Origin of the sequence: Azotobacter chroococcum (genome assembly GCF_004339665.1) — a bacterium.
Lineage (GTDB): Bacteria > Pseudomonadota > Gammaproteobacteria > Pseudomonadales > Pseudomonadaceae > Azotobacter > Azotobacter chroococcum.
Map to the genome: position 1 here is coordinate 59,611 of NZ_SMMU01000005.1, position 21,070 is coordinate 80,680.

At 66.3% G+C, this 21,070-nt stretch carries 20 protein-coding genes; all 20 read right to left on the minus strand.

The window, feature by feature from the left end; genetic code table 11:
- Positions 1 to 15 precede the first annotated feature (15 nt).
- Positions 16 to 693: a protein-L-isoaspartate(D-aspartate) O-methyltransferase gene (locus EV691_RS06580; RefSeq protein WP_039802683.1), complete on the minus strand. Its 678-nt coding sequence runs from the start codon at positions 691 to 693 to the stop codon at positions 16 to 18.
- Entirely contained in the window at positions 693 to 1,442 is a 750-nt protein-coding gene (gene surE / locus EV691_RS06585) for a 5'/3'-nucleotidase SurE (protein ID WP_089168880.1), read from the minus strand. Before surE ends, EV691_RS06580 begins: the two co-directional genes overlap by 1 nt.
- Positions 1,430 to 2,488 carry a tRNA pseudouridine(13) synthase TruD gene (gene truD / locus EV691_RS06590; RefSeq protein ID WP_131301291.1) on the minus strand — a complete coding sequence of 353 codons (1,059 nt, stop codon included), beginning with the start codon at positions 2,486 to 2,488 and terminating at the stop codon, positions 1,430 to 1,432. Before truD ends, surE begins: the two co-directional genes overlap by 13 nt.
- The gene (gene ispF, locus EV691_RS06595) at positions 2,485 to 2,958 is read right to left on the minus strand and encodes a 2-C-methyl-D-erythritol 2,4-cyclodiphosphate synthase (protein ID WP_131301293.1); all 474 of its coding nucleotides are present in this window, start codon (positions 2,956 to 2,958) and stop codon (positions 2,485 to 2,487) included. Before ispF ends, truD begins: the two co-directional genes overlap by 4 nt.
- A 70-nt stretch (positions 2,959 to 3,028) precedes the next feature.
- Positions 3,029 to 3,874, minus strand: coding sequence for an S-formylglutathione hydrolase (gene fghA / locus EV691_RS06600; RefSeq protein WP_131301295.1), 846 nt, complete (start codon positions 3,872 to 3,874; stop codon positions 3,029 to 3,031).
- A 154-nt stretch (positions 3,875 to 4,028) separates the two neighbouring features.
- The gene (locus EV691_RS06605; RefSeq protein ID WP_131301297.1) at positions 4,029 to 5,144 is read right to left on the minus strand and encodes an S-(hydroxymethyl)glutathione dehydrogenase/class III alcohol dehydrogenase; all 1,116 of its coding nucleotides are present in this window, start codon (positions 5,142 to 5,144) and stop codon (positions 4,029 to 4,031) included.
- A 115-nt stretch (positions 5,145 to 5,259) separates the two neighbouring features.
- Positions 5,260 to 5,967, minus strand: coding sequence for a 2-C-methyl-D-erythritol 4-phosphate cytidylyltransferase (gene ispD / locus EV691_RS06610; protein WP_131301299.1), 708 nt, complete (start codon positions 5,965 to 5,967; stop codon positions 5,260 to 5,262).
- A complete protein-coding gene (ftsB, locus tag EV691_RS06615; RefSeq protein ID WP_089168886.1) occupies positions 5,964 to 6,251 on the minus strand; it encodes a cell division protein FtsB in 288 nt (95 codons plus the stop codon). Before ftsB ends, ispD begins: the two co-directional genes overlap by 4 nt.
- 108 nt (positions 6,252 to 6,359) lie before the next feature.
- Complete coding sequence (eno, locus tag EV691_RS06620; protein WP_131301301.1) at positions 6,360 to 7,649, minus strand: phosphopyruvate hydratase; 1,290 nt, start codon at positions 7,647 to 7,649, stop codon at positions 6,360 to 6,362.
- 40 nt (positions 7,650 to 7,689) lie between these two features.
- Entirely contained in the window at positions 7,690 to 8,535 is an 846-nt protein-coding gene (gene kdsA / locus EV691_RS06625; RefSeq protein WP_131301303.1) for a 3-deoxy-8-phosphooctulonate synthase, read from the minus strand.
- A gap of 3 nt (positions 8,536 to 8,538) precedes the next feature.
- Positions 8,539 to 10,170, minus strand: a complete 1,632-nt coding sequence (locus EV691_RS06630; protein ID WP_131301305.1) for a CTP synthase — start codon at positions 10,168 to 10,170, stop codon at positions 8,539 to 8,541.
- Between the two features lie 157 nt (positions 10,171 to 10,327).
- Complete coding sequence (tilS, locus tag EV691_RS06635) at positions 10,328 to 11,641, minus strand: tRNA lysidine(34) synthetase TilS (RefSeq protein WP_131301307.1); 1,314 nt, start codon at positions 11,639 to 11,641, stop codon at positions 10,328 to 10,330.
- A gap of 120 nt (positions 11,642 to 11,761) precedes the next feature.
- Positions 11,762 to 12,712, minus strand: a complete 951-nt coding sequence (locus EV691_RS06640; protein ID WP_039802657.1) for an acetyl-CoA carboxylase carboxyltransferase subunit alpha — start codon at positions 12,710 to 12,712, stop codon at positions 11,762 to 11,764.
- A 142-nt stretch (positions 12,713 to 12,854) separates the two neighbouring features.
- Entirely contained in the window at positions 12,855 to 16,379 is a 3,525-nt protein-coding gene (gene dnaE, locus EV691_RS06645) for a DNA polymerase III subunit alpha (protein ID WP_131301308.1), read from the minus strand.
- Positions 16,380 to 16,459: 80 nt separating this feature from the next.
- On the minus strand, positions 16,460 to 17,095 hold the full coding sequence (rnhB, locus tag EV691_RS06650; RefSeq protein ID WP_131301310.1) for a ribonuclease HII: 636 nt from the start codon (positions 17,093 to 17,095) through the stop codon (positions 16,460 to 16,462).
- Complete coding sequence (gene lpxB, locus EV691_RS06655) at positions 17,095 to 18,237, minus strand: lipid-A-disaccharide synthase (RefSeq protein ID WP_131301312.1); 1,143 nt, start codon at positions 18,235 to 18,237, stop codon at positions 17,095 to 17,097. The genes rnhB and lpxB overlap by 1 nt, the downstream gene beginning before the upstream one ends.
- A gap of 1 nt (position 18,238) precedes the next feature.
- Positions 18,239 to 19,015, minus strand: a complete 777-nt coding sequence (gene lpxA / locus EV691_RS06660; protein ID WP_131301314.1) for an acyl-ACP--UDP-N-acetylglucosamine O-acyltransferase — start codon at positions 19,013 to 19,015, stop codon at positions 18,239 to 18,241.
- Positions 19,012 to 19,452 (minus strand): 3-hydroxyacyl-ACP dehydratase FabZ, encoded by a 441-nt coding sequence (gene fabZ / locus EV691_RS06665; protein ID WP_039807552.1) that lies wholly within the window; start codon positions 19,450 to 19,452, stop codon positions 19,012 to 19,014. The genes lpxA and fabZ overlap by 4 nt, the downstream gene beginning before the upstream one ends.
- A gap of 37 nt (positions 19,453 to 19,489) precedes the next feature.
- Complete coding sequence (gene lpxD, locus EV691_RS06670) at positions 19,490 to 20,560, minus strand: UDP-3-O-(3-hydroxymyristoyl)glucosamine N-acyltransferase (RefSeq protein ID WP_131301316.1); 1,071 nt, start codon at positions 20,558 to 20,560, stop codon at positions 19,490 to 19,492.
- Positions 20,560 to 21,063 carry an OmpH/Skp family outer membrane protein gene (locus EV691_RS06675; RefSeq protein WP_131301318.1) on the minus strand — a complete coding sequence of 168 codons (504 nt, stop codon included), beginning with the start codon at positions 21,061 to 21,063 and terminating at the stop codon, positions 20,560 to 20,562. Before EV691_RS06675 ends, lpxD begins: the two co-directional genes overlap by 1 nt.
- Positions 21,064 to 21,070 lie beyond the last annotated feature (7 nt).

Here is a 21,070-nt window from a genome sequence, read left to right on the forward strand (position 1 = left end):
GCCCATCCAGAACGGTCAGAACAAGGAACCTTGGAGCAAGGGCACGAAGCGCACGGTTTCCAGCACATGACGACGAAAGCCGTCAGCCTCGCGCACGATCAGCAGCAACTGCTGCTCGTCGCCGGAGCCTACCGGAATGACCAGACGACCGCCGGGGGCCAGCTGCTCCAGTAGTGCCGGCGGCACGTCCGGAGCGGCGGCAGTGACCATGATCCCATTGTAGGGCGCCAACGCTGGCCAGCCTTCCCAGCCGTCGCCCCAGCGAAAGACCACATTGCGCACCTTGAGTTCGAGCAGTCGCTCCTTGGCACGCTCCTGCAGCGTCTGGATCCGCTCCACGGAGAATACCCGCTCCACCAGCTGCGCCAGCACCGCGGTCTGGTAGCCGGAACCGGTGCCGATCTCCAGCACCTTGTCCAGCGGACCGCCGGCGAGCAGCAGCTCGGTCATGCGACCGACCATGTAGGGCTGGGAAATCGTCTGGTTGTGGCCGATCGGCAGGGCGGTGTCCTCGTAGGCCCGGTGCGCCAGGGCCTCGTCGACGAACAGATGGCGCGGCGTGCGGCGGATCACCTCGAGCACCGGGGCACTGGACAGGCCCTCCTCGCAGAGGCGCTGGATCAGCCGCTCGCGGGTGCGCTGCGAGGTCATACCGATGCCACTGTGCAACAGGTCGTCATGCCGGCGGCGCATCAGAGCAAGCCCTCCAGCCAGCCGTCAAGACCGGCGAACGCCTCGTGAAAGGTGCGGTCGAGCTGCAGCGGGGTGATCGATACATAGCCCTGCATCACGGCGTGGAAATCGGTTCCCGGACCGCCGTCCTCGACATCGCCGGCCACCGAGATCCAGTAGCCCTCCCTGCCACGCGGATTGACCATCCTGACCGGCGCCTTGGCCCGCGCCCGATGGCCGAGGCGGCACAGGCGGATGCCGCGGATGTGGTCGAGCGGCAGGTTGGGGATGTTCACGCTGAGCACGGTGCGCGGCGGCAGCTCGAGCCGCTCGTGGTGCTCGACCAGGGTGCGGGCGATGTGCGCGGCCGTCGGCAGGTTGTCCGGCTGGTGCGACAGCAGCGAGAAGGCAAAGGCCGGCCGGTTGCAGAAGCGCCCCTCGATGGCAGCCGCCACGGTCCCCGAATAGAGCACGTCGTCACCCAGGTTGGCGCCCAGATTGATGCCAGACACCACCATGTCCGGGACCGGCTCCAGCAGGCCGTTGAGCCCCAGGTGGACGCAGTCGGTGGGCGTCCCGTCGAGGGCAATGAAACCATTCGGCAAGGGTTGCGGGTGCAGTGGTCGATCCAGGGTCAGCGAACTGCTGACGCCACTCATGTCCTTGATGGGGGCGACGACCACGCACTCGGCCATATCGGCCAGAGCGTCGTGAAGCGCGGCGATGCCGGGGGCATATACCCCATCGTCGTTGGCGATCAGAATACGCATGAAGTGTCCATAGGACCCGCCGGCAGCAGATCGACGAGCTCGCGGACCACCACAGTGGCGAAGCAGCCGGCCGGCAGGACGAATTCCAGTTGCAAGATGTCGGTAGTGGGATAATGCCACGCCAGCCGAGCGATGGGGAGGCGCAGGATGCGCCGTTCGTGCACCAGGCCCGCTTCCCCCAGCCAGTCGCACAACGGGGCCTCGCGCCGGCCGGCGGTCTCCTCCAGTGCCTTGGCGGCCGCGTCGGCCGGAGAGTCGCCCGCCCCCCAGAGCGGTCCGGTGGGATGCAGGTCGAGCAGCGCCAGGCGTGGGTCCGCGCACTCGGCCTCTCCCGCCATGAAGAAGCTGCGGCTGTCGGTGAAAGCCAGGAGATCGCCCGGCTGCGCCCGATTCCAGCTGCCGGCCGCGACCCGCTCGGCCAGCACCCGGTTGAACAGGTAGCTGCGCGCCGCCGAGAGCAGCCGCGAGCGCAGGTTGCGCTGGCTCGGTAGCTCCCGCCGTGCAGCGAAGGCCCGGGCCTCGACGAGGTTGCCGCCGTCGTGGCCGAAGCGCTGCAGGCCGAAGTAGTTGGGCACCCCCTCGCGACGGAGTCGCTCCAGACGCGAATCCAGCGCCGGGCGATCGGCGACGAGGCCGGTCAGGCGCAGGGTGAAACCGTTGGCCGCATGGGCGCCGCGCTGCAGTTTGCGCGAATGGCGGGTGCGCTCGAGGATGCGCAGGCTGTCGCCTTCCGCGGCAGCGAGATCGGGATCGGCCTTGCCCGGCAGGTGCAGGCTGAACCACTGGCGGGTCAGCGCCTGGCGGTCCTTCAGGCCGGCATAGCTGATCGCCTTCAGCGGCATCCCGGCGGCGCGGGCGAGGCGCCGCGCCGCCTCCTCGGTATTCAGCCCGCGCTTCTCCACCCACAGCCAGAGGTGCTCGCCCTGCCCGCTCAGCGGGATGTCCAGCACCTCGTCGACCTGGAAGTCCTCCGCGCAGGCCTTGAGCACCGCCTGGCCGCAGGCTTCGCCATGGGCCCTGGGCCCGAGCAGTTCGAGCTCCGTCATAGCGGCAGCAGCAGGGCCACCGCATGCACGGCGATGCCCTCCTCGCGGCCGGTGAAGCCGAGCCTCTCGGTGGTGGTGGCCTTGACGTTGACCTGGTCCGGCCCGACCTGCAGGTCCTCGGCGATCAGCGCGCGCATGCACTCGACATGCGGGGCCATCTTCGGTGCCTGGGCGACGATGGTGGCGTCGACGTTGCCGACCTGCCAGCCCTTGTCGCGCACCAGCACCACGACATGACGCAGCAGCACGCGGCTGTCGGCCCCCTTGAACTGCGGGTCGGTATCCGGGAAGTGCCGGCCAATATCGCCCAGCGCCGCGGCGCCGAGCAGCGCGTCGCAGAGCGCATGCAGCAGCACATCACCGTCGGAATGGGCGAGCAGCCCGAAACGGTGGGGAATCCGTACCCCGCCGAGGGTGACGAAATCGCCCTCGGCGAAGCGGTGCACGTCATAGCCGTGGCCGATACGCATGATAAGAATGCCCTGAGAAGTCGGGCCGTGATTCTACAGGACTCGCAGTCCGACAGGAGGCAACCTGCACCTACAGACTCAGCGCTGCAGCATGATGGCGCAGGTGATCGTCGATGAAGCTGGCGATGAAGTAGTAGCCATGCTCGTAGCCTGGTTGCAGGCGCAGGGTCAGCGGATGCCCGACCGCCGCCGCGGCAGCCTGCAGGGCCTCGGGCCTGAGCTGCTCGACAAGGAAGCCGTCGGCATCGCCCTGGTCCACCAGGATCGGCAGGCGCTCCTCGGCTTCGGCGAGCAGCGCGCAGGCATCCCAGCCCTTCCAGCGCTCGCGATCCCCGCCCAGATAGCGACTGAAGGCCTTCTCACCCCAGGGGCAACTGCTCGGGTTGGCGATCGGCGCGAAGGCCGATAGCGAGCGGTAGCGCCCCGGATTGCGCAGGGCGCAGACCAGCGCACCATGACCGCCCATGGAATGGCCGCTGATGCCGCGCCGCTCGTTCACCGGAAAGCCGGCCTCGACCAAGGCCGGCAGCTCGTGCACCACGTAGTCGTGCATGCGGTAGTGCCGCGCCCAAGGCTCTTCGGTGGCATTCAGGTAGAAACCGGCGCCATGGCCGAAATCCCAGGCACCGTCCGGATCGCCCGGCACCTCGGCACCGCGCGGGCTGGTGTCCGGCGCGACCAGCACCAGCCCCAGTTCGGCGGCGAGCCGGTGCGCGCCGGCCTTCTGCATGAAGTTCTCGTCGGTGCAGGTCAGGCCGCTCAGCCAGTACAGCACCGGCAGTCGACCACCCTGCTCCGCCTGCGGCGGCAGGTAGACGGCGAACACCATGTCGCAGTTCAGGCTGACGGAGCGGTGACGGTAGCGCTTGTGCCAGCCGCCGAAGCTTTTCTGGCTGGAGAGCAGTTCGAGGGTCATGGACAAATCCCAAGGTAGTCTAGCCGGGCGGGTTAGCCGCGCAGCGACGCAAGCCACCGCCGATGCCGAAAGGCATCACCCTTGTTGGCCGGCCTGGTGGGCCGGTTGGTGGGTTACGGCCTGCAGCCTAACCCACCCTATGCTTCCGTTCGGCTTAAAAATGGATGACGGTGCGGATGCTCTTGCCCTCGTGCATCAGGTCGAAGGCCTTGTTGATGTCTTCCAGACCCATGGTGTGAGTGATGAAGGTGTCCAGCGGGATCTCGCCCTTCTGCGCCTTCTCCACATAGCTCGGCAGTTCGGTGCGACCCTTGACGCCACCGAAGGCCGAGCCGCGCCAGACCCGACCGGTGACCAGCTGGAACGGCCGGGTGCTGATCTCGGCGCCGGCCGGCGCCACGCCGATGATGGTCGACTCGCCCCAACCCTTGTGGCAGCACTCCAGCGCCGCGCGCATCAGCTGCACGTTGCCGATGCACTCGAAGCTGTAATCCACGCCGCCGTCGGTCATCTCGACGATGACCTCCTGGATCGGCTTCTCGTGATCCTTCGGGTTGACGAAGTCGGTGGCGCCCAGCTCGCGGGCGACCTCGAACTTGGCCGGGTTGATGTCGATGCCGATGATCCGCGAGGCCTTGGCCATCTTCGCGCCGATGATCGCCGCCAGACCGATGCCGCCCAGACCGAAGATGGCCACGGTGGAGCCCTCGGTGACCTTGGCGGTGTTGAGCACCGCGCCGATACCGGTAGTCACGCCGCAGCCGAGCAGGCAGACCTTCTCCAGTGGCGCGTCCTTGGGGATCCTGGCCAGGGAGATTTCCGGCAGCACGGTGTACTCGGAGAAGGTCGAGCAGCCCATGTAGTGGTAGATCGGCTGGCCCTGGTAGCTGAAGCGGGTGGTACCGTCCGGCATCAGGCCCTTGCCCTGGGTGGCACGCACCGCCTGGCACAGGTTGGTCTTGCCGGACTTGCAGAACTTGCACTCGCGGCATTCGGCGGTATACAGCGGAATCACGTGGTCGCCGACCGCGAGCGAGGTGACGCCTTCGCCCACCGCCTCGACGATGCCGCCGCCCTCGTGGCCCAGGATGCACGGAAACACGCCTTCGGAGTCCTGCCCCGAGAGGGTGTAGGCATCGGTATGGCAGACGCCGGTGGCGACGATGCGCACCAGCACCTCGCCCTTCTGCGGCGGCGCCACATCCACCTCGACGACTTGCAGCGGCTGGTTCGGGCCGAAAGCGACGGCGGCACGGGATTTGATGGTCATGACAGGCAATCTCGACGCGTTGGAAAAGCAGAAGTCTAATTCAAGGGTCGGAGGGGATGACCGGTCATCGGGAAAAGATTCCCGCCAGCCTTTCCGACGAGCAGTGACTGGGCGCTCAGTCGTCCGCCCAGCGCCGGGCCAGCCACTCCAGATCCTCAGGACGGGTGATCTTCAGGTTGTCCGCACGCCCCTCGATCAGCCGCGGCGCCTGTCCGGCCCACTCCATCGCGGAGGACTCGTCGGTGATCGCCACGCCCGCCTGCAGCGCATCGCCCAGCGCCTGGTACAACGCGCCGAGGCGGAACATCTGCGGCGTGTAGGCCTGCCAGATCACCGAGCGGTCCACGGTCTGACGCACCCGGCCATCGGCATCGGCGCGTTTCAGGGTGTCCCGCGCCGGCACCGCCAGCAGTCCGCCCACCGGATCGTCGGCCAGTTCGGCGAGCAGCCGGTCCAGATCGGCGCGGGCCAGGTTCGGGCGCGCGGCGTCGTGCACCAGCACCCAGTCGGACGCCTCCGCGCCTTGTCCGGCGAGCAGCTGCAGGGCATTGAACACCGAATCGGCCCGTTCGCCGCCGCCGGCGGCTCGCAGAATGCGCCCGTCGCCCGCACAGGGCAGCAGCGGCCAGTAGGGATCGTCTGCCGCCAGGCTGATCGCCAGCCCCTTCAGGCGGGGGTGGCCGAGGAAGCAGTCGAGGGTATGTTCCAGGATGGTTCTGCCGCCGAGCAACAGATATTGCTTGGGGCGATCGGCGCGCATGCGGCTGCCGATGCCGGCCGCCGGGATCACGGCCCAGAAGAATGGCAGCTCGGAAACGTTCATTTGGTCAGCTGATAGAGGGTTTCGCCTTCTTTGACCATGCCGAGCTCATGCCGGGCGCGCTCCTCGACGGTTTCCATCCCCTTCTTCAGCTCGCGCACCTCGGCCTCGAGAATCCGGTTGCGCTCGTGCAGGCGCTCGTTCTCACGCTGCTGCTCGGAGATCTGCCGCTTCAGATCGGTCACCTGCGCCAGGCTGCCATCGCCCACCCACAGGCGATACTGCAGACCGCCCAGCAGCAGGCCCAGCACGACGAAAAGCCAGTAGTGACTACGCAGGAATGACATGTGGATATTCCACTCTAAGGCAAGGCGCCTCGCCAGCGCTCTGTCCATGGACTTGCTCCATACGAAAAGGGGCAGCTTGCGCCGCCCCTTTTTCAAAGCATACCGCGATCAGCCGCGGAACTCGGCACGGCCCTTGTACGGAGCCTTGGCGCCCAGTTGCTCCTCGATGCGCAGCAGCTGGTTGTACTTGGATACGCGGTCGGAGCGGCACAGCGAGCCGGTCTTGATCTGCCCGGCGGCGGTGCCCACGGCCAGGTCGGCGATGGTGCTGTCTTCGGTTTCGCCGCTGCGGTGGGAGATCACCGCGGTGTAGCCGGCAGCCTTGGCCATCTGGATGGCTTCCAGGGTTTCGGTCAGCGAGCCGATCTGGTTGAACTTGATCAGGATCGAGTTGCCGATGCCCTTCTCGATGCCCTCTTTGAGGATCTTGGTGTTGGTGACGAACAGATCGTCGCCGACCAGCTGCACCTTCTCGCCGATCTTCTCGGTCAGGCTCTTCCAGCCCGCCCAGTCGGACTCGTCCATGCCATCCTCGATGGAGATGATCGGGTAGCGCTGGGTCAGCCCGGCCAGGTAGTCGGCAAAACCGGCGGCGTCGAATACCTTGCCTTCGCCGGCCAGATCGTACTTGCCATCCTTGTAGAACTCGCTGGAAGCGCAGTCCAGGGCCAGGGTCACGTCAGTGCCCAGCTGGTAGCCGGCCTTCTCGACGGCCTCGGCAATGGCGGCCAGGGCATCCTCGTTGGAAGCCAGGTTCGGCGCGAAGCCGCCTTCGTCACCCACGGCGGTGTTGAGGCCACGAGCCTTCAGCACGGCCTTCAGGTTGTGGAAGATCTCGGCGCCCATGCGCAGCGCGTCGGCGAAGCTCTTGGCGCCGACCGGCTGCACCATGAACTCCTGGATGTCGACGTTGTTGTCGGCATGTTCGCCGCCGTTGATGATGTTCATCATCGGCACCGGCATGGAGTAGACGCCCGGGGTGCCGTTCAGGTCGGCGATGTGCGCATAGAGCGGCACGCCCTTGTCCTTGGCGGCGGCCTTGGCGGCGGCCAGAGACACGGCGAGGATCGCGTTGGCGCCCAGGCTGGCCTTGTTCTCGGTGCCGTCCAGCTCGATCATCGCCTGGTCCAGCGCCTTCTGGTCGGCCGGATCCTTGCCCAGCAGCAGGTCGCGGATGGGACCGTTGACGTTGGCCACGGCCTTCAGCACGCCCTTGCCCAGATAGCGCGCCTTGTCACCGTCACGCAGCTCCAGCGCCTCGCGGGAGCCGGTGGAGGCACCGGATGGGGCACAGGCACTGCCGATGATGCCATTGTCGAGAATCACGTCGGCTTCCACGGTGGGGTTGCCACGGGAATCGAGCACTTCGCGTCCCTTGATGTCGACGATCTTTGCCATTGTTGTTCAACACTCCATAGATAGCTGCAAGCGACAGGGTTCAAGCAGTTTCGATTGGCGGGAATTTCTTGACCAGATCGTCCAGCTGCTTGAGCTGGGCGAGGAAGGGCTCGAGCTTATCCAGACGCAGGGCGCAGGGGCCGTCGCACCTGGCGTTGTCGGGGTCCGGATGGGCCTCGAGGAACAGTCCGGCCAGCCCCTGGCTGATACCAGCCTTGGCCAGGTCGGTGACCTGGGCGCGGCGGCCGCCGGCGGAGTCGGCGCGCCCGCCCGGCATCTGCAGGGCGTGGGTCACGTCGAAGAACACCGGGTACTCGAACTGCTTCATGATGCCGAAGCCGAGCATGTCGACCACCAGGTTGTTGTAGCCGAAGGAGGTGCCGCGCTCGCAGAGGATCAGTTGGTCGTTGCCGGCCTCCTCGCACTTCGCGAGGATGTGCTTCATCTCCTGCGGGGCGAGGAACTGGGCCTTCTTGATGTTGATCACCGCACCGGTTTTCGCCATGGCGACCACCAGGTCGGTCTGCCGGGAGAGGAAGGCCGGCAGTTGGAGGATGTCGCAGACTTCCGCCACCGGCGCCGCCTGATGCGGCTCGTGAACGTCGGTGAGCACTGGCACGCCGAAGGTCTTCTTCACCTCCTCGAAGATCCTCATGCCCTCTTCGAGGCCAGGGCCGCGGTAGGAGGTGATCGAGGAGCGATTGGCCTTGTCGAAGCTGGCCTTGAACACGTAGGGGATGCCGAGCTTCTCGGTGACCCGCACGTATTCCTCGCAGACCTTCAGCGCCAGGTCGCGCGACTCCAGCACGTTCATCCCGCCGAACAGCACCATGGGCTTGTCGTTGGCGATCTCGATAGTGCCGACTCGAATGGTCTTCTGGGTCATGGTTCAGGCCTTCCGGGCTTTCTGCGCGAGCGCGGCGTTGACGAAGCCGCTGAACAGCGGATGGCCGTCGCGCGGAGTCGAGGTGAATTCCGGGTGGAACTGGCAGGCAACGAACCAGGGATGGTCGGCCACCTCGATCACCTCCACCAGCGCGCCGTCGCCGGAGCGGCCGGTGACCTTGAGGCCAGCCCCAGTCAGCTGCGACAACAGGTTGTTGTTGACTTCGTAGCGATGGCGGTGACGCTCGACGATCACATCCCGGCCGTAGCACTGGCGTACCTGGGAGCCACCCTCCAGCTGGCAGTCCTGGGCACCGAGACGCATGGTGCCGCCCAGGTCGGAGGACTCGGTGCGGGTTTCGGTGGCGCCGGTGGCGTCCTGCCATTCGGTGATCAGGCCGACCACCGGATGGCCGGAAGACTTGTCGAATTCCGTGGAGTTGGCATCCGCCCAGCCCAGCACGTTGCGGGCGTACTCGATCACCGCCACCTGCATGCCGAGGCAGATGCCCAGGTAGGGGATCCGGTTCTCGCGGGCATACCTGACCGCGGCGACCTTGCCCTCCACCCCGCGCAGGCCGAAGCCGCCCGGCACCAGGATGGCGTCGGCGCCTTCCAGCAGCGCAGTGCCCTGGTTCTCGATGTCTTCCGAGTCGATGTAGCGCAGGTTGACGCGAGTGCGGGTCTGGATGCCGGCATGCCCCATGGCCTCGATCAGCGACTTGTAGGCATCCAGCAGCTCCATGTACTTGCCGACCATGGCGATGGTGACTTCCTTCTCCGGATGCAGCTTGGCATCGACCACGCGCTCCCATTCGGAGAGGTCGGCACCCTTGCATTCCAGACCGAAGCGCTCGACGACGATGTCGTCGAGGCCCTGGGCATGCAGCACCGAAGGGATCTTGTAGATGGTGTCGACGTCTTCCAGGGCGATCACCGCGCGCTCCTCCACGTTGGTGAAGAGCGCGATCTTGCGCCGCGAGGAGATGTCGATCGGGTGGTCGGAGCGGCAGATCAGCACATCCGGCTGCAGGCCGATGGAGCGCAGCTCCTTCACCGAGTGCTGGGTCGGCTTGGTCTTGGTCTCGCCGGCGGTGGCGATGTAGGGCACCAGAGTCAGGTGGATCAGCATCGCACGCTTGGCGCCCACTTCCAGGCGCAACTGGCGGATCGCCTCGAGGAATGGCTGGGACTCGATGTCGCCGACGGTGCCGCCGATCTCCACCATGGCCACGTCGGCATCACCGGCACCCTTGATGATGCGCCGCTTGATCTCGTCGGTGATGTGCGGAATGACCTGGATGGTCGCGCCCAGGTAGTCGCCGCGGCGCTCCTTGCGCAGCACCTCCTCGTAGACACGACCGGTGGTGAAGTTGTTGTTGCGGGTCATGGTGGTGCGCACGAAGCGCTCGTAGTGACCCAGGTCGAGGTCGGTCTCGGCTCCATCTTGGGTGACGAACACCTCGCCGTGCTGGAAGGGGCTCATGGTGCCCGGATCGACGTTGATGTAGGGATCCAGTTTGAGCAGGGTGACCTTCAGCCCCCGCGCCTCCAGGATAGCCGCCAAGGATGCCGATGCGATGCCTTTCCCCAATGAAGAAACAACACCGCCCGTGACGAAGATGTAGCGCGTCATGAATAACCCTAGAAGTCTGCGTTTAAGCGGCCGGCGCCGCCGGGGAAGCGAAGGAGCGATTGCGCACTGTGCGACAACAGCAAGACACTGCGGGTTCCCTGGCTGGAGCCCGCAGTGGCGATGTAAGACGGGAGCGTAGTCTACCGGAAAGGGTTTTTCAGCTCAAATTTTCGACATTTTCCGGCGGCCTCCACAACAGACTCCAGCTCCCGTCGGGCGGTCCGTCGAGGCCGGGCAGCGCGGCCACTGCAAGCAGCTCGGCACCGCGATAGAGCAGCGGCAGACGGCCACGGACGAAGCCCGGCAGGCCGCACTCGTTGAGCAGGCGCTTGAGGTCACGATGGCCGCGCCCCGCCACGGCCAGCACCTCGCCGCCCTGCCGGTAGCGCACCTCGAGAGGACCGCCCGGCCCCCGGCCCTGCAGCTGCAGGCAGCCGTTGCCCGGCAGCGCCAGCGGCTCTGTCGGTTCGGTCCAGGACAGCGGCCCGACGGGCGGCTGCAGCCAGTCGCCGGCGAGCCACCAGATCCGCCCGGCACCCCGCTGCACCTCGCCCCGGGCCAGGCGCCAGACCGGTGCCGCCTCCGGCGCCGCCTTGCATAGCGCCTCCCAGCCCGCCCAGTGGCCGGTATCCGGCAGGAGTGTGAAGGGCTCCAGCCAGTGGCGCAGGGCATTGCGCTGGCGCGCCGGGGACAGTCCAAGCAGCGGCGCCAGAGCCAGCGACGGCAGCCCGAGCCAGGAAAAATCGCCTTCATCCCCGGCGACGGCCAGGTCCAGCCGTGCCAGATCGTCCAGCAGTTCCCGGGCCTCGGCCATGTGCGCGGCGCTGCGAGCCATGCTCCGCGTGGCCTGCGGCCAGCGCTCGGCAAGCAGCGGCAGCACCCGGTGACGCAGAAAGTTGCGGGAAAAGTGCTGATCGCGGTTGGAGGGGTCCTCGACCCACCGCAACCCCTGCGCGACGGCATAGCGCTCCAGCTCGCCGCGGGAAACCTCCAGCAGGGGCCGCAGCAGCCGGCCACGACCGAGCGGACGCATGTCCGGCATGGCCGCCAGACCGCGCACCCCGGCCCCGCGCAGCAGGCGGAACAGCAGGGTTTCCGCCTGATCGTCCTGGTGCTGCGCCGTCAACAGCAACTCGCCCTCCCCCAAGAGTTCGGCAAAGGCCCGGTAGCGCGCCTCGCGGGCGGCGCACTCGAGGCTGGCGCCCGCCTCGACACGAACCCGGAGAACCTGCAGGGGAACCCCCAGCCGCGCGCAGACCTGCCGGCAATGCTCCGGCCAGTCATCGGCCACGCGCTGCAGACCATGATGTACATGCAGGGCGGTCAGCGGCGGCAAGCGGTGCCGCCGGCCGAGCCGGACCAGCAGGTGCAGGAGGACGGTGGAGTCCAGCCCGCCGGAAAAGGCCAGGCGCCAGCCCGGCGTGTCGCGCCAGGGAGCCAGGACGGCGAGCAGGCGAGACTCCAGGGTCATGCAAGGAAAATCACGCAAGCGTCAGCGCGGTGGACCGGAAGCCACCGCGCGGCACAGCAGCCGACCGACAGATCCCAAACGGGCCAGGCACGCCCACGCGGTTCCGCCGGTCATCGCCCATCAGACCCTGCCGTAGCTCATCAGACGCTCGTAGCGCTGCTCGAGCAGCGTGTCGCTATCCAGGCCGCGCAGGACCTCCAGCTGGGCCAGCAGCTGCTGCCGGATGCCCTCGGCGGTGGCGGCCGGATCGCGGTGAGCGCCACCCAGGGGTTCGCCGATCACCTCGTCGACGATGCCGAGATCCCGCAGGCGCGCGGCGGTAATGCCCATCGCCTCGGCGGCATCGGCAGCCTTCTCGGCGGTACGCCAGAGGATCGAGGCGCAGCCTTCCGGCGAAATCACCGCGTAGGTCGAGTACTGCAGCATGTTCAGACGGTCGCAGACGCCGATCGCCAGCGCGCCGCCGGAGCCACCCTCGCCGATCACCGTGGCGATGATCGGCGTCTTCAGGCGCGCCATCACCCGCAGGTTCCAGGCGATGGCCTCGCTCTGGTTGCGCTCCTCGGCGTCGATGCCAGGATAGGCGCCGGGAGTGTCGATGAAGGTCAGGATCGGCAGCTTGAAGCGCTCGGCCATCTCCATCAGGCGGCAGGCCTTGCGGTAGCCTTCGGGACGCGGCATGCCGAAGTTGCGGCGGACCTTCTCGCGCACGTCGCGGCCCTTCTGATGACCGATGACCATCACCGGCTCGCCGTCCAGACGTGCCACGCCACCGACGATGGCGGCGTCGTCGGTGAAGTGGCGGTCGCCGTGCAACTCTTCGAACTCGGTGAAAATGTGCTCGAGATAGTCGAGGGTGTAAGGGCGCCGCGGATGCCGCGCCAGCTGGGCGATCTGCCAACTGGTCAGGTTGCCGAAGATGCTCGCGGTGAGCGCATGGCTCTTGTCCTGGAGGCGGGAAATCTCGTCGCTGATGTTCAGCGCATTGTCATCGCCGACCAGACGCAGTTCTTCGATCTTGGCTTGCAGGTCGGCAATCGGCTGTTCGAAATCCAGAAAATTCGGGTTCATAAGTTTCCGTCTTGAGTCGACGGCCAGGCGGCCGTTTGCTGTTCCGTTTGGCGCCCCAACCTTACGGGATCGGGCACCTGGCGTCGAGGATCGGAGCAGTCCGGAACGATCCTCGCGCACGCTGATTCCGCCGGCGTTCGTCTCAGCGGTAGTGCAGAAAGACGTTGTCCTTGCCGAACTGGTCACGCAGCGCCTGGATCAGGCTGTCCGCCGGATCGATCCGCCACGCCTCGCCGAACTGCAGCAGGGCGCGCGCCTCGCGCCCGCTGTAGTCCAGGGTGATCGGACAGGCGCCGCGATGGCGTCTGCAGAGTTCCGCCAGCCAGCGCAGGCGGTCGCCGCCCAGCGCCTCGCTGGCGACCTGCAGACGCAGGCTCTCGGCCAGCCCGGTGCGCGCCTCCTCCAGGCTCATCACCCGCTTGGCGCGCAGGCGCAGGCCACCGGAAAAGTCGTCGTTGCTGACCTCGCCCTCCACCACCACCAGGGCGTCGGTCTGCAACAGCGCCTGGGCGCTGGCGAAGGCATCGGCGAACAGCGAAGCCTCGATCCGCGCGGAACGGTCGTCGAGGGTGATGAAACCCATCTTGTCGCCCTTCTTGTTCCTCATCACCCGCAGGTTGACGATCAGTCCGGCGACGGTCTGGGTATCCCGCGCCGGGCGCAGTTCGACGATGCGCTGGCGGGCGAAGCGGCGGATCTCGCTCTCGTACTCGTCGATCGGGTGACCGGTCAGGTACAGGCCGAGGGTGTCCTTCTCGCCCTTCAGGCGTTCCTTGAGTGATAGTTCGCGGGCGTTGCGATGGTGGGCGTAGACGTCCGCCTCGGGCTCGGCGAACAGCCCGCCGAACAGGTCCAGATGGCCGCTGTCGGCACTGCGCGCGGTCTGCTCGGCAGCCTGCACGGCCTCCTCCACGGCGGCCAACAGGACCGCCCGGTTGCGGTCGATGCTCGCCTGGTAGGCCTTGGGCTCGTCGGAGAAGTACGGCCCCAGGCGGTCCAGAGCGCCGCCGCGGATCAGCGCCTCGAGGGTGCGCTTGTTGATCCGCTTGAGATCGACCCGCGCACAGAAGTCGAAAAGGTCCTTGAACGGGCCACCGTCCCCCCGGCACTCGACGATGGCCTCGACCGGCCCCTCGCCGACCCCCTTGATCGCCCCCAGGCCGTAGACGATGCGCCCCTCGTCGTCGACGGTGAACATGAACTCGGAGTTGTTCACGTCCGGCGCGACGAGGCGCAGCTTCATGCTGCGACACTCCTCGATCAGGGTCACCACCTTGTCGGTGTTGTGCATGTCCGCGGAAAGCACCGCCGCCATGAAGGGCGCTGGGTAGTGGGTCTTCAGCCAGGCGGTCTGGTAGGAGACCAGGCCGTAGGCGGCCGAGTGCGACTTGTTGAAACCATAACCGGCAAACTTTTCCACCAGATCGAAGATGTTGCCCGCCAGATCCCCATCGATACCATTATTGGCGCAGCCCTCGATGAAGCCGCCGCGCTGCTTGGCCATTTCCTCGGGCTTCTTCTTGCCCATGGCGCGGCGCAGCATGTCGGCGCCGCCCAGGGTGTAGCCGGCCATCACCTGGGCAATCTGCATCACCTGCTCCTGATACAGGATAATGCCGTAGGTGGGCTTCAGAACCGGCTCGAGGCCTGCGTATTGGTAATCGGAGTGCGGGTAGGAAATCTCCGCACGCCCGTGCTTGCGGTTGATGAAGTCGTCCACCATGCCCGACTGCAGAGGGCCCGGACGGAACAGCGCCACCAACGCGATCATGTCTTCGATGTTGTCGGGCTTGAGCTTCTTGATCAGCTCCTTCATGCCGCGCGATTCCAACTGGAATACCGCGGTGGTCTCGGCCCTCTGCAGGAGCGCGTAGGTCGCCTTGTCGTCCAGCGGGATGAAGTCGATGTTCACCGGCTCCAGGCCTTTCTTGGCCTGTTCGCGGTTGATGGTCTCCATCGCCCACTTGATGATGGTCAGGGTGCGCAGGCCGAGGAAGTCGAACTTGACCAGGCCGGCGGCTTCCACGTCGTCCTTGTCGAACTGGGTCACCAGGCCGCCGCCATCCTCGTCGCAGGCGATGGGGGCGAAGTCGGTGAGCTTGGTCGGCGCGATCACCACGCCACCGGCGTGCTTGCCGGTGCCGCGGGTGATGCCCTCCAGCTTGAGGGCCATGTCCCAGATCTCCTGGGCCTCCTCGTCGCTCCTGAGGAATTCGCGGAGCATCTCCTCCTGCTCGTAGGCCTTCTCCAGGGTCATGCCGACCTCGAAGGGGATCATCTTCGACAGGCGGTCGGCCAGGCCGTAGGACTTGCCCTGCACCCGCGCCACGTCGCGCACCACCGCCTTGGCCGCCATCGAGCCGAAGGTGATGATCTGGCTCACCGCGTTGCGCCCGTAGGTTTCCGCCACGTAGTCGATGACCCGGTCGCGGCCGTCCATGCAGAAGTCGACGTCGAAGTCGGGCATGGAGACCCGCTCGGGGTTGAGGAAACGCTCGAACAGCAGGTCGTAGGCCAGCGGGTCGAGATCGGTGATCTTCAGCACGTAAGCCACCAGCGAACCGGCGCCGGAACCGCGGCCGGGGCCGACCGGCACGCCGTTGTTCTTCGCCCACTTGATGAAGTCCATCACGATCAGGAAGTAGCCGGGAAAGCCCATCTGGATGATGGTGCCCAGCTCGAACTCCAGGCGATCGACGTAGACCTGGTGCCTCTCCTCGTAGTCGGGCGTGTCCTTTGGCAGCAGCACCTCCAGACGCTCCTCCAGCCCCTCGAAGGACACCTGACGCAGGTAGTCGCCGATGGTCATGCCTTCCGGTACCGGGAAATTGGGCAAGAAGTGCTTGCCCAGGCGCACCTCGATATTGCAGCGTCGGGCGATCTCCACGCTGTTTTCCAGCGCCTCGGGCAGGTCGGAAAACAGCTCCCACATTTCCGCCGGCGTCTTCAGGTACTGCTGGTCGGAGTAGTTGCGCGGCCGTCGCGGATCGCCGAGGACGCGCCCCTCGCCGATGCAGACGCGGGTCTCGTGGGCCTCGAAGTCCTCCTGCTTGAGAAAGCGCACGTCATTGGTGGCCACCAGCGGGGCATCGCAGCGCGACGCCAGCTCGACGACCGCATGCAGGTACTCCTCGTCGCCAACCCGGCCGGTGCGCTGCACTTCCAGATAGAAACGCTCGGGGAACACCACCAGCCACTCCTCGAGCAGCGCCGCCGCCTCGTCGACGTGGCCGTTGAGCAGCGCCAGGCCGATCTCCCCTTCCCGCGCCCCGGACAACGCGATCAGCCCCTCGGCAGCCTCCTTCACCCAGTCGCGCTGGACGATCACCAGACCATCGCCGTGCTGGCCCTCGGCCCAGCCCCGGGAGACCAGCTCGGTGAGGTTGCGGTAACCCCTGGCATCCATCGCCAGCAGGGTCAGGCGCGACAGCGGGCCGTCGGCCTCGGGGCTGGCCAGCCAGAGATCGGCGCCGCAGATCGGCTTGACCCCGCCGCTCATGGCGGCCTTGTAGAACTTCACCAGCGAGCACATGTTGCTCTGGTCGGTGACTGCCACCGCCGGCATGCCTGCCCCGGCCACCGCCTTGATCAGCGGCTTGACCCGTACCAGGCCGTCGACCAGGGAAAACTCGGTGTGCACGCGCAGGTGGACGAAGGAAACGGACATGGCAGACCTTGACTGACAGGGAAACGGCAGAGGCGGGATTATAACCGCCCTGGCGGCAACTGTTCGCGGCGAGCGCTCGCTCAGGAGGGCAGCGTGTCGGGCAGGACACCGGAACGGAAAGCGGCCTCGAGCCGCTCGCGCACCGGCGCGAAGGAGCGCCGATGGATGGCGCTCGGCCCCAGACGGGCCAGGGCCTCCAGGTGCATAGCCGTGGGATAGCCCTTGTGCCTGGCCAGTCCATAGCCCGGATAGAGGGCATCCAGCGCGAGCATTTCCCGATCCCGGGCAACCTTGGCGAGGATCGAGGCCGCGGCGATGGCCGGCACCTGGGCGTCACCCTTGATTACCGGCGCGCAGGGCACCGCCAGCTTCGGACAGCGGTTGCCGTCGATCAGCGCCAGACGGGGCGTCACGGCGAGCCCCTCCACGGCACGCTGCATGGCCAGCAGGGTCGCCTGGAGGATGTTCAGCCGGTCGATCTCCTCCACCTCGGCACGGGCGATGCACCAGGCCAGCGCCTTCTCGCGGATTTCCTCGAACAGCGCCTCGCGACGGGCTTCGGAAAGCTTCTTCGAGTCGTTCAGCCCCATGATCGGCCGCGCCGGATCAAGGATCACCGCAGCAGTGACCACCGCCCCGCAGAGCGGGCCGCGACCGACTTCGTCGACACCGGCGACCAGCGCCTCGACCCGGCCGAAGTCCAGCCCCAGCTGCATCAGGCGCGCTCCGCCAGCTCGAGCACCGACTCGGCCGCCTGGTGCGAGGCGTCCCGGCGCAGCGAGCGATGGATGGCGTCGAAGCACTCGGCCTGCTCCCGACCTATCTCCAGCAACGGCATCAGCGCCTCGGCCAGCGCCTCGGGGGTCGCGCGCTCCTGCAGCAGCTCGGGCACCAGCGCCCGGCCGGCGAGCAGATTGGGCAGGGAGAAGAACGGCGTCTTCACCAGGTGTCTCGCAACCTTGTAGGTCAGCGGCGCCAGGCGATAGGCCACCACCATCGGCCGCTTGTACAGCAGAGCCTCCAGGGTCGCGGTACCGGAAGCGATGAGCACCGCATCGCAGGCCGCCAGTGCCTCGTGGGAGCGGCCGTCGAGCAGCATCACCGGCAGGTCGCGACGGGTATGGCTGAGCATCTCCTCGAGCTGCCGGCGCCGTTCGGAACTGGCGCAGGGCACCACGAAGCGCAGCGCTCCGGCGTGCAGCGCCAGCAGGCGCTCGGCAGCCTCGAGAAACAGCGGGCCGAGACGAGCCAGCTCGCCACCGCGGCTGCCCGGCATCAGGGCGACGATGGTCTCCCCGGCGGTCAGATCCAGAGCGGCGCGGGCGGCGTCGCGATCGGTCTGCAGGGGCACCTGATCGGCCAGCGGATGGCCGACGAAACGTACCGGCACGTCCTGTGCCTCGTAGAACTGCGCCTCGAAGGGAAACAGGGTGAGCATCAAGTCGCAGGCCTGGCGGATCTTCAGCACGCGTTTCTGCCGCCAGGCCCACACCGACGGACTGACATAGTGCACGGTACGAATGCCGGCACGGCGCAAGCGGAGTTCGACGCCCAGATTGAAATCCGGCGCATCGATGCCAATGTACACGTCGGGACGGGCTTCGAGCAGGCTGCGAATCAGCCGCCGGCGGCGCAGCAGCAGCTCGGGGAGACGGCCGAGCACCTCGAACAAGCCCATGACCGCCAGACGCTCCATGGGGAAATACGACTGCAGCCCCTCGGCCTGCATGCGCGGGCCGCCGACGCCGATGAACTCGATATCAGGGCGGGCCGCCTTCAGGGCCTGCATCAGGCTGGCGCCAAGGATGTCGCCCGAGGCCTCGCCGGCCACCAGGGCCACGCGCATGACGCAAGCCATCTCAGCGGGTGATCCCGCGGGTGGACGCACGCACGGAGTCGCGGAAGATCGCGACCTCGGGGAACTGCCTGGCCGCCTCCTCGAGCTCCACCAGCGCCTGCTCCACGGTCAGCCCCTGGCGATAGACGACCTTGTAGGCCCGGCGCAGCGCATTCATGACCTCCGAGCTGAAGCCGCGCCGGCGCATGCCCTCGAAGTTCATGCTGCGGGCCTGGGCCGGGCTGCCGAGGACGGTGACGAAGGCCGGCACATCCTTGGACACGCCGCTGCCCATGCCGACAAAGCTGTGCGCACCGATCTGGCAATGCTGGTGGATCAGGGTATAGCCGGAGAGGATCGCCCAGTCGCCCACATGCACGTGACCGGCCAGGGAGGCGTTGTTGATGAGGATGCAGTGACTGCCCACCACGCTGTCATGGCCGATGTGCACATAGGCCATGATCAGGTTGTGGTCAGCGATGGTGGTTTCCGAACGGTCCTGGACAGTGCCGCGATGGATGGTGACCCCTTCGCGGATCACGTTGTGGTCGCCGATCACCAGCCGGGTCGGCTCACCCTTGTATTTCAGGTCTGGGGTATCCTCGCCGATGGTGGAGAACTGGAAGATTTTGTTGTGCCGGCCGATCCAAGTCGGCCCCTTGACGATCACATGGGGACCGATCTCGGTGCCTTCGCCGATGTGCACGTTCGGCCCGATCAGAGTCCAAGGACCGATACGTACGTCGGGCGCCAAGGTGGCGGTCGGGTCGATGATGGCGCGAGGATCGATCAAACTCATAGCTTACGTTCCGCACAGATGATTTCGCCCGAACAGACCTGCTTGTCGTCTACCCTGGCCTGGCACTCGAACTTCCAGATACTGCGCTTGGCGCTGAGGAACCTGGCTTCGAGAATCAGCTGATCGCCCGGCATTACCGGCTGCCGGAAGCGCATCTTGTCCGAGCCGACGAAGTAGTAGATCGTGCCGTCGGCGGGCTTCACGTCCAGCATCTTGAAGCCCAGGATACCGGCGGCCTGGGCCATCGCCTCGATGATCAGCACACCCGGCATGATCGGGTGCTGGGGAAAGTGGCCATTGAAGAACGGCTCGTTGATGCTGACATTCTTGTAGGCGCGAATGCGCTGGCCTTCAACATCAAGGTCCACCACCCGATCAACCAGAAGGAAAGGATAGCGGTGCGGCAGGTATTCGCGAATCTCGTTAATGTCCATCATTTCCAGGAAAGCCTGTAAGTAAGATTGGGGACGCACATCAAAGTGGGTCAGCCTCTGATGTAGCATCTCCGTCGGAGGTCACGGTCGCCAAGCGCTTTTCCATCTGCTGCAGGCGCCGCGCCAGATCGTCCAGCTGGCGGATGCGGGCAGCACTCTTCTTCCATTCGGCAGCAGGCTGCATCGCCGTGCCGGAAGAGTAGGCGCCCGGCTCGTGAATCGAGCGGGTGACCATGGTCATCCCGGTGACGAACACCCCGTCGCACACCTCGATATGCCCCACCATGCCAACGCCGCCGGCGATCATGCAGTGCCTGCCGATCTTGGTACTGCCGGAAATGCCGACGCAGCCGGCCATGGCGGTGTGATCGCCGATCTGCACGTTGTGCGCGATCATGATTTGATTATCCAGTTTGACGCCGTTGCCGATCAGGGTATCGGCCAGCGCACCGCGGTCGATGGTGGTATTGGCGCCAATTTCCACGTCGTCGCCGATGGTCACCCCGCCGATCTGAGCGATCTTGCGCCAGACACCCTTTTCGTTGGCGAAACCGAAACCCTCGCCGCCGATCACCGCGCCGGACTGGATGACCACCCGCCGACCGATCCGCACGTCATGGTAGAGCGTTACCCGCGGGGCCAGCCAGCCACCCTCAGCGATCACGCTGCGGGCACCGATGAAACAGTGCGCACCGACCGTGACCCCCGCCTCGATCCGCGCCCCAGCCTCGATCACCGCATAGGCGCCGACGCTGGCGCTCGGATGGACGCTGGCATCCGGCGCGACCAGGGCAGTGGCATGCACTCCGGCAGGCGCGACAGGCTTCGGATCGAACAGGTGCGACAACTGGGCATAGGCCAGATAGGGATTGGCCAGCAACAGGGCATCCCCCGCATAGAACTCGGCGTCCGCCGGGGTCAGCAGCAGGGCTCCGGCGCGGGTACTCTCCAGATATTTGCGGTATTTGGGGTTGGCGAGAAAGCTCAGTTGCTCGGGGCCGGCCTCCTCAAGGGTGGCAAGCCCGCGAACGGTTCTGTCCGCGGCACCACGCAGCGTAGCGCCAAGGCGCTCAGCCAGCTCGCCGAGAGTGAATGCGGGCATGCTCATCATCAGCGCATCTGGTTCATGCGCTCGATGACCTGGCGAGTGATCTCATATTGAGGCTTGACCTCAACCACCGAGCCCTGCTCGAGCACCAGATCGTAGCTTCCCTTCTTGATGACCTCCTCGACGGCCTGATCCAGCTTCGGCTTGAGCTGCTTGAGCATCTCGCGGTCGGCAACCGCCTTGGCCTCGTTCAGCTCCTTGGACTGGAACTGGAAGTCGCGGGCCTTCTGCTTGAACTCGAGCTCGAGACGCTCGCGCTCGGCGGTCTGCATCCTCTCGCCCTCCTTCACCAGCCGATCCTGGATGCGCTTGGCGTCGCTCTCGAGGGTCTTCAGCTTGTTCAGCTGCGGACCGAATTTCTTCTCCGCATCCACAGCATACTTCTTCGCCGCATCGGACTCGAGCAGGGCCATCTGATAATTGAGCACGGCAATCTTCATTTCCGCGAAGGCCGGTGTTGCCAGAAGGGCAGCACTTAATAAAACCCATTGAGTCAGCTTGCGCACGATGAAC

What these genes read in the sequence shown, in the direction of transcription:
- EV691_RS06580 (WP_039802683.1), bottom strand. Translation starts at nt 693, where the DNA reads ATGCGCCGCCGGCATGACGACCTGTTGCACAGTGGCATCGGTATGACC.
- surE (WP_089168880.1), bottom strand. Translation starts at nt 1,442, where the DNA reads ATGCGTATTCTGATCGCCAACGACGATGGGGTATATGCCCCCGGCATC.
- truD (WP_131301291.1), bottom strand. Translation starts at nt 2,488, where the DNA reads ATGACGGAGCTCGAACTGCTCGGGCCCAGGGCCCATGGCGAAGCCTGC.
- ispF (WP_131301293.1), bottom strand. Translation starts at nt 2,958, where the DNA reads ATGCGTATCGGCCACGGCTATGACGTGCACCGCTTCGCCGAGGGCGAT.
- fghA (WP_131301295.1), bottom strand. Translation starts at nt 3,874, where the DNA reads ATGACCCTCGAACTGCTCTCCAGCCAGAAAAGCTTCGGCGGCTGGCAC.
- EV691_RS06605 (WP_131301297.1), bottom strand. Translation starts at nt 5,144, where the DNA reads ATGACCATCAAATCCCGTGCCGCCGTCGCTTTCGGCCCGAACCAGCCG.
- ispD (WP_131301299.1), bottom strand. Translation starts at nt 5,967, where the DNA reads ATGAACGTTTCCGAGCTGCCATTCTTCTGGGCCGTGATCCCGGCGGCC.
- ftsB (WP_089168886.1), bottom strand. Translation starts at nt 6,251, where the DNA reads ATGTCATTCCTGCGTAGTCACTACTGGCTTTTCGTCGTGCTGGGCCTG.
- eno (WP_131301301.1), bottom strand. Translation starts at nt 7,649, where the DNA reads ATGGCAAAGATCGTCGACATCAAGGGACGCGAAGTGCTCGATTCCCGT.
- kdsA (WP_131301303.1), bottom strand. Translation starts at nt 8,535, where the DNA reads ATGACCCAGAAGACCATTCGAGTCGGCACTATCGAGATCGCCAACGAC.
- EV691_RS06630 (WP_131301305.1), bottom strand. Translation starts at nt 10,170, where the DNA reads ATGACGCGCTACATCTTCGTCACGGGCGGTGTTGTTTCTTCATTGGGG.
- tilS (WP_131301307.1), bottom strand. Translation starts at nt 11,641, where the DNA reads ATGACCCTGGAGTCTCGCCTGCTCGCCGTCCTGGCTCCCTGGCGCGAC.
- EV691_RS06640 (WP_039802657.1), bottom strand. Translation starts at nt 12,712, where the DNA reads ATGAACCCGAATTTTCTGGATTTCGAACAGCCGATTGCCGACCTGCAA.
- dnaE (WP_131301308.1), bottom strand. Translation starts at nt 16,379, where the DNA reads ATGTCCGTTTCCTTCGTCCACCTGCGCGTGCACACCGAGTTTTCCCTG.
- rnhB (WP_131301310.1), bottom strand. Translation starts at nt 17,095, where the DNA reads ATGCAGCTGGGGCTGGACTTCGGCCGGGTCGAGGCGCTGGTCGCCGGT.
- lpxB (WP_131301312.1), bottom strand. Translation starts at nt 18,237, where the DNA reads ATGGCTTGCGTCATGCGCGTGGCCCTGGTGGCCGGCGAGGCCTCGGGC.
- lpxA (WP_131301314.1), bottom strand. Translation starts at nt 19,015, where the DNA reads ATGAGTTTGATCGATCCTCGCGCCATCATCGACCCGACCGCCACCTTG.
- fabZ (WP_039807552.1), bottom strand. Translation starts at nt 19,452, where the DNA reads ATGATGGACATTAACGAGATTCGCGAATACCTGCCGCACCGCTATCCT.
- lpxD (WP_131301316.1), bottom strand. Translation starts at nt 20,560, where the DNA reads ATGATGAGCATGCCCGCATTCACTCTCGGCGAGCTGGCTGAGCGCCTT.